At 75.1% G+C, this 8,173-nt stretch carries 2 protein-coding genes and 1 pseudogene; 2 read left to right on the top strand and 1 reads right to left on the bottom strand.

What is annotated here, in order from left to right; translation table 11 throughout:
• The coding region (locus SZN_RS33235; protein WP_050815156.1) for a type I polyketide synthase at positions 1–7,100 on the top strand (7,100 nt) is incomplete at its 5' end.
• Positions 7,101–7,141: 41 nt separating this feature from the next.
• On the opposite strand, the pseudogene SZN_RS33240 reads toward SZN_RS33235, so the two are convergent.
• A pseudogene (locus SZN_RS33240) lies at positions 7,142–7,599 on the bottom strand (solute carrier family 23 protein); the annotation flags it as partial.
• Positions 7,600–7,618: 19 nt separating this feature from the next.
• On the opposite strand from SZN_RS33240, the gene SZN_RS33245 reads away from it, so the two are divergent.
• A complete protein-coding gene (locus tag SZN_RS33245; protein WP_007503801.1) occupies positions 7,619–8,137 on the top strand; it encodes a PP2C family protein-serine/threonine phosphatase in 519 nt (172 codons plus the stop codon).
• The last annotated feature ends 36 nt before the right edge of the window (positions 8,138–8,173 follow it).

Genomic DNA, 8,173 nt, shown 5'->3' on the forward strand with positions numbered 1-8,173 from the left:
TCCTGGCTCCGATTGGGCCGCGTTCGGCGACGGTGCCGTTCTATTCGACGGTGACCGGTGGTCTGCTGGACACCGAGCGGCTCGATGCCGCGTACTGGGTGCGGAATCTGCGGCAGACCGTCGAGTTCGAGGCGACGACGCGGGCGCTGATAGCCGATGGGCTGTCCGCCTTCGTGGAGTGCAGCGCTCACCCCGTCCTCGCCGTGGGAATCCAGGACTCCGGCGCCACCGCCGTGATCGGGTCACTGAAGCGGCACGACGGCGGCCGGGACCGCTTCCTCGCCGGGGTCGCAGCCGCGTGGGCGAGCGGGCTGACCGTGGCGGCCGACGCGCTGTTCCATCGGCCGGGCGCCCGACGCCACCCCCTGCCGACCTACGCCTTCCAGCGGGAGAGCCACTGGCTCCCGACAGCCGGCACCACCGCGCCCCGTACCCCGTACCCCGCCCCCGGCCCGCTTGCGGAGCCCGCGCCCGAACCCGACGTCACCCCCACCCGCACGTCCGCCACCACCCTCGCCGGGCGGACGCCCCAGCAACAGCGCCGCGCCCTGCTGGACCTCGTGCGCCGCCACGCCGCCGTCGTCCTCGGCCACACCGACGCCACACACGTCGAGAACGACCGGACCTTCAAGGACACCGGGTTCGACTCCCACATGAGCCTGGAGCTCCAGCAGAGCCTGTCGCGCGCCACCGGCCTCGCACTCCCCTCCGGCGTGCTGTTCTCCCACCCCACCCCGCACGCCCTCGCCGACCGGATCCACCAGGACCTCCTCGGCACCGCGGCCCCTGGCACGCGCCCCGGCGACGCCGACGCCCCCGGGGCGAAGGACGACGCGGTCGCCGTCGTCGGCATGGCCTGCCGTTTCCCCGGCGGGATCGCCTCGCCCGAGGACCTCTGGCGCCTTGTGGACCAGGGCGGCGACGCCATCGGCCCGTTCCCCACCGACCGGGGCTGGGACCTCGACGCGCTGTACCACCCGGACCCCGAGCACCCCGGCACCTCCTACGTCCGCAAGGGCGGATTCCTCGACGGGGCAGGCGACTTCGACGCCACGTTCTTCGGCATCTCGCCCCGCGAGGCCCGGACGATGGACCCGCAGCAGCGGCTGCTGCTGGAGACCTCCTGGGAGGCCGTCGAACGCGCGGGAATCCTCCCGGCCGCCCTGCGCGGCACCCCGACCGGAGTCTTCGCCGGCGCCATGGCCATGGAGTACGGCACCCGCCTCCACGAAGCACCCCAGGACTTCCAGGGCCAGATGCTCACCGGCACGGCGGGCAGCGTCCTCTCCGGGCGCGTGGCCTACGGTCTCGGCCTGCGCGGCCCCGCCGTCACCGTGGACACCGCCTGCTCCTCCTCACTCGTCGCCCTCCACCTGGCCGCCCAGGCGCTCCGCCAGGGCGACTGCTCCCTCGCCCTCGCCGGCGGGGTCGCCGTCATGCCGCACCCCGGCATGTTCCTGGAGTTCAGCCGGCAGCGCGGGCTGTCGCCCGACGGCCGCTGCAAGGCGTTCGGCTCCGGGGCCGACGGCACCGGATGGGCCGAGGGCGTCGGTGTCGTCGTCCTCGAACGGCTCGCGGACGCCCGCCACAACGGGCACCGGGTCCTCGCCGTGCTCCGTGGCTCCGCCGTCAACCAGGACGGTGCCAGCAACGGCCTCACCGCGCCCAACGGCGACGCCCAACAGCAGGTGATCCGGCAGGCGTTGCGCGGGGCGGGACTCGCCCCGGACGACGTGGACGCCGTCGAGGCGCACGGCACCGGCACCCGGCTCGGCGACCCCATCGAGGCCCAGGCGCTGCTCGCCACGTACGGCAGCGACCGCGACCCCGAGCACCCCCTGCGGCTCGGCTCCCTCAAGTCCAACATCGGCCACGCCCAGGCCGCGGCGGGCGTCGGCGGCGTCATCAAGACCGTCATGGCCCTGCGCCACCGCACCCTTCCGAAGACGCTCCACGCCGACGAGCCGTCCCCGTACATCGACTGGGACGCGGGTGCCGTGTCCCTGCTGACCGAGGCCATGGCCTGGCCCGAGCGCGGCCGCCCCCGCCGCGCCGCCGTGTCGTCCTTCGGGATCAGCGGCACCAACGCCCACGTCATCCTGGAAGAGGCCCCGCCGGGACCGGACGACGGCCCCGCCCGGCGACGCACCGACGCCCCCGTCGCCTGGAGCCTCTCCGCCCGCACCGCCCCGGCGCTCGCCGCCCAGGCCCGGCGCCTGCACACCCGCCTCGGCGCCGACGACGCCCCCCACCCGGCCGACATCGGGTTCTCCCTCGCCATCACCCGGGCCGCCCTCGACCACCGCGCCGTCCTGATCGGCGACGGCCCGGACGAACTGCTGCCCGCGCTCGCCGCGCTCGCCGACGGCACACCGGCCGGCACCACGGTCACCGGGACCGCCGGTTCCCCCGCCGCCGGACCCGTCTTCGTCTTCCCCGGACAGGGCGCCCAGTGGTCCGGCATGGGACGGGAACTGGCCGCCGCCTTCCCCGTCTTCGACGCGTCGCTCGGCGCCTGCGCCCGGGCGCTCGCGCCCTACACGGACTGGGACCTGCGGGCCGAACTCGCCGGAGACCTGTCCCGCGTGGACGTGCTGCAACCCGCGACCTGGGCGGTGATGGTGTCGCTGGCCCGCCTCTGGCAGTCGTTCGGCGTCACCCCGGCCGCGGTGGTCGGCCACTCGCAGGGCGAGATAGCCGCGGCCGTCGTCGCCGGCGCGCTCTCCCTGGAGGACGGCGCCCGCGTCGTCGCCGAACGCAGCAGGATCATCCGCCGCAGCCTCGCCGGGCGCGGTGGCATGGCATCCGTGGGCCTGCCCGCCGACATCGTACGGGTGCGCCTCGCCGAAGTGGGGGAGGGGCTGGAGGTCGCCGCCGTAAACGGGCCCCGGTCCACGGTCGTCTCCGGCGACCCCGCCGCCCTCGACAGCCTCCTGGCGCTGCTCGAACCCGAGGACGTCCGGGTCCGCCGCATCGCGGTCGACTACGCCTCCCACTCCTCGCACGTCGACTCGGTGCGCGACGAGCTCCTGGAGGTGCTGGCCCCCGTCCGGCCGCGCCCCGGCGACGTACCGTTCCACTCGACCGTCACCGGGGAGGCCCTCCGCACCACGGAGCTCGACGCCGCCTACTGGGTGCGCAATCTGCGCAGGACCGTCGAGTTCACCACCGCAGTCGAAGGACTCGCCGCCGAAGGCCACAGCCTGTTCGTGGAGATGAGCCCGCACCCCGTGCTCACCATGGCCGTGGAGGAGACCGCCGACGGCTCCCTCTCGGCCGTCGGCTCCCTGCGCCGCGACGACGGCGGTCCCCGGCGCTTCCTCACCTCGCTCGCCGAAGCGCACGTCCACGGCACGGACATCGACTGGGCGCCCGCCTTTCCCGGCGCGAACGTCGTGGACCTGCCCACCTATGCCTTCCAGCACCGGCACCACTGGCTCGACGGCGCCACGGCGCGCCCCACCGTCGCCGACCACCCGCTCGCCGCGACCGTGGAACGCCTCGCCGACGGCGACGGCGCCCTGCTGACCGGACTTCTCTCCCGCTCCACCACGCCCTGGATCCCGGACCACGCCGTCGCCGGCGAGGTGCTGCTGCCCGGCACCGCCTTCGTCGAACTGCTGCTGCGCGCCGGTGAACAGGTCGGCTGCGCCCGCCTGGAGGACCTCACGCTCCAGGCCCCGCTGCCACTGCCCGGCGACGGGTCCGCGGTACGCCTCCAGATCTCCGTCCGCGAAGCGGAGGAGGGTACCGGCTCCCGCCCCTTCACCGTGCACACCCGCCCGGCGGGCAGCGCGCCCGACTCCCCCTGGACCCGCCACGCCACCGGCACCCTCGCCCCCGCCCGGGCCGCCGCCCAGGCGCCCGACCCGGGCCTCACCAACTGGCCGCCCCCCGGCTCCGAACCGGTCGCCCTGGAGAAGCTGTACGGCGAACTCGCCTCCCTCGGCTACGAGTACGGTCCGGCGTTCCGCGGGCTCACCGCCGCCTGGCGCCAGGGCCGCACCGTCTACGCGGAAGTCGCCCTGCCCGCCGACCGGCATCCCGAGACGGCCGGCTACGGCATCCACCCGGCCCTCCTGGACGCCTGCCTGCACGCCGCGCTGCTGGACCGCCTCGACACCGACGCGGCCCGGCCCGCCCTGCCCTTCGCCTGGTCCGGCGTCGAACTGCACGCCACCGGCGCCACCGCAGCCCGCGTCCGCGTCGTCCCGGCCGAGCCCGGGTCCGACACCGTCGCGGTCACCGTCGCCGATGCGAGCGGCCAGCCGCTCGTCGGGGTCGAAGCCCTGGTGCTCCGCGAGGCGCCCCTCGCACCCGGCCCCGCCGACGCACTCCCGGAAGGGCTGTACCGCGTCACCTGGACACCCGCGTCCACCCCCGCACCCGCCGCCGCCCCGCCCGGCGAGTGGTGTGCGTACGGCGACGACCTGCCCGACCCCGTCCCGCCGACCGTCGTCGCGCGGGTCCAGACCGGGCCCGACGTGGCCGACGCCGTCAACCACGCGCTGCGGACGGTCCAGCGGTGGCTCGCGGACGAACGGTGCGCCCGCTCCCGGCTCGTCCTCGCCGTCCGCGGCGACACCCCAGCCGAGGCCGCCGTCGCCGGTCTCGTCCGCTCCGCCAGGACCGAGCACCCCGGCCGCTTCGTCCTCGTCCACCTGCCCGCCGACGCGTCCGACGCGGACGCCGCCTCCGCCGCATCCGGCGACGAACCGGAGATCCGGTCCGGCGCGGGCGGCCCGACCGTGCCGCGGCTCGCCCGCGTCGGCGCCGACGGCGTCCTCGCCCCGCCCGCCGAAGGACCCTGGCGGCTGGACGTCACCGACACCGGCGGCATCGACCGGCTCGCCCTGCTCCCCTCACCGGCCGCCGCCCGCACCCTGGCACCCGGCGAGGTGCGGGTGAGGATGGCCGCGGCAGGGCTCAACTTCCGGGACGTCGTCGTCTCCCTCGGCATGGTGCCCGGGCTGGAGGGCGTCGGAGTGGAAGGCGCCGGGGTCGTCGCGGAGACCGGACCGGGCGTCACCCGCCTCGCCGTCGGCGACCGGGTCATGGGTCTGCTCCCGCAGGCCATGGCACCCGTCGCGGTGGCCGACGCCCGCACCCTCGTACGCGTCCCCGACGGCTGGACCCTGCGCCAGGCCGCATCCGTACCCGTCGCCTTCCTCACCGCCGAACTCGGCCTCGTCGAGGGCGCGGGCCTCGGGCCCGGCGACCGCGTGCTGGTCCACACCGCCACCGGCGGACTGGGCCTCGCCGCCCTCCAATTGGCCCGCCGCGCCGGCGCCGAGGTCTTCGCCACCGCCAGCCCGGGCAAACACGCCCTCCTGCGCCGGCTCGGCCTCCACGACGACCACATCGCCTCCAGCCGCGACCTCGGCTTCCGCGAACGGTTCCTGGACACCACCGGCGGCGCCGGCCTGGACGTCGTCATGAACACCCTCAGCGGCGAGTTCACCGATGCCTCCCTCGACCTCCTGCCGCGCGGCGGCCGGTTCGTCGAGATGGGCAAGACCGACATCCGCGACCCCGGCACGGTCGCCGCCGACCACCCGGGCGTCGACTACCTCTACTTCGACCTGCTGGCCGAAGCACCCGACCGGATCCGCGACGGCCTCGACCGGCTGGCCGCCCCCCTCGCCGACGGCGACCTGACGCCGCCGCTCAGCAGCAGCCGGGACATCCGGCACGCCCCCGAGGCGTTCGACACCCTCCGCGCCGCCACCCACCTCGGCAAGATCGTGCTCACCCTCCCGCACACCTGGGACGCCGAGAGGACCGTCCTGGTCACCGGCGGCACCGGCACCCTGGGCAGGCTCCTCGCCCGGCACCTCGTCACCCGGCACGGCGTGCGCCACCTGCTCCTCACCAGCAGGCGCGGACCCGAAGCCGAAGGGGCCGGCGAGCTCGTCGACGACCTGCGCGGACTCGGCGCCCACGCCACCGTCGTCGCCTGCGACGCCGCCGACCGCGACGCGCTCGCCGCCCTGCTCGCCGGCATCCCCGCCGACCGGCCGCTCGGCGCGGTCGTGCACACGGCGGGTCTCCTGGACGACGCCACCGTGGAGGGCATGACGCCCGCGCAGGTGGAACGGGTCCTGCGGGCCAAGGTCCGGTCCGCCGAACTGCTCGACGAGCTGACCGAGGGCATCGACCTCGACGCGTTCGTCCTCTTCTCCTCCGTCGCCGGGGTGCTGGGCACCGCGGGGCAGGCCAACTACGCCGCCGCCAACGCGGCCCTGGACGCCCTCGCCGTCCGCCGCAGGCGGCAGGGGCGTGCGGCGGTGTCGGTCGCCTGGGGGCTGTGGGAGCAGTCCAGCGGCATGACCGGGCACCTGGACGGGCAGGACATCGGGCGGCTCGCTCGCACCGGAACGGCCCCCCTCGCCTCCGCCGACGGACTGGCCCTGTTCGACGCGGCCCTCGCCGTGGACGAGCCCGGTGTGGTCGCGACCCGCCTCGACCACGCGGTCCTGCGGGAGCAGAGCCCCGCCACCCTGCCGGCCGTGCTGCGCACCCTGACCGGCACCGGACGCCGCCGCGCCACCGCACCCGCCCCGGGCGTCGAGAGCGACGATGCGACCCTCGCGCGGCGTCTCGCGGACGCCGCCCCCGCCGAGCGCCGCCACACCCTGCTGGAACTCGTCCGCAATCAGACGGCGACCGTCCTGCGGCTCTCCGGGGCCCACGAGGTGGAGGACGAACGGCCGTTCCGGGAGGTCGGATTCGACTCGCTCACCGCGGTGGAGCTGCGGAACCGGATCAACGCCGCCACCGGACTGCGGCTGCCGAGCACCGTCGTCTTCCGCCACCCCACCCCCGCGCAGCTCGCCGACCGGCTGCACACCGAGCTCGTGCCGGAGCAGGACACCGACGGGGCCGCCACGACCGTCCTCGCCGACATCGGCCGGCTGCGCACGGCGGTCGCCGGCATCACCGACGAGGAGAGGGCGACCGTGGCCGAGGAGCTGAGCCGGCTCCTCACGGAGGTCGGCGGCGTCGAGGACCTGCTGAACTCCGCGGGACAGAGCGACCTCGCCGCCGCGACCGACGACGAGATGTTCGCGCTGATCGACAAGGAGCTGGAGATGGAGTGAGGGCGCCGCCGCACGAACCCGCGGCCGTACGCCGTCGCCGGTCACGCCCCGCCCGGCACCCCCCGGTCGCCCTCCGTGTCGCCCGCGGTCGTCGGCACCGGCCGCTCGTCCTTCATATGGGCGGGAGCCATCACGCGCAGGGCGTGGTAGCCGGTGATCACGACGATCGTGCCGAGCGCGATGCCGCCCAGCTCGAAGTTGTCGGTGATCTTCAGGCTCACCCCGCCGACGCCGATGATGATGCCCGCGGCCGCGGGGACGAGATTGAGCGGATTACGCAGGTCCACCCGGCCGTTCAGCCAGATCTGCGCCCCGAGCAGCCCGATCATCCCGTACAGGATCACGGTGATCCCGCCGAGGACCCCACCGGGGATCGCGGCGACGACCGCGCCGAACTTGGGCACAGGCCGAACAGCAGCGCGAAGCAGGCCGCCGCCCAGTACGCGGCGGTGGAGTAGACGCGGGTGGCGGCCATCACGCCGATGTTCTCGGAGTAGGTGCCACCCTCCTGCCGGACGGTGCCCTTCGCCCTGTCCATCGGAGACGTCGCCGGACACGACCTCCAAGCCGCCACCGAGATGACCAAGGCCAGCAGCATGCTCCGCGCCCTGGCCTACACCGCCGACACCGACGGCCCCGCACGCACCCTCAGCCGCCTCGACCAGGTCACCCACGGCGTCAGCACGGCCGCCCTGATCACTGCGATGCACGCCGTCCTCCGCCAGACCACCGGCCACCACTGGCAGGTCACCCTGTCCAACGCCGGCCACCCACCACCGCTCCTGATCCCGGCCACCGGCCACCCCCAGCACCTCAACGACGCAGCGACACCCGACCTGCCACTGTGCGTGACACCCAGCACCGTACGCCACGAGGGACAGTTCGACCTCCACGACGGTGACACCCTGCTGCTCTACACCGACGGACTCGTCGAGAGACGCGGGACGGACATCTCCGAGAGCATGGCCCAGCTCGCGCACCGCGCAGCCGCGCTGAGGAGCTCTGACCGCCCCATCAACCTGCTCCTGACGGCGTGATCAACGACTTTGCCGGAGCCCTGCCACCCGACCCAA

Source organism: Streptomyces zinciresistens K42 (assembly GCF_000225525.1).
Classification (GTDB): domain Bacteria; phylum Actinomycetota; class Actinomycetes; order Streptomycetales; family Streptomycetaceae; genus Streptomyces; species Streptomyces zinciresistens.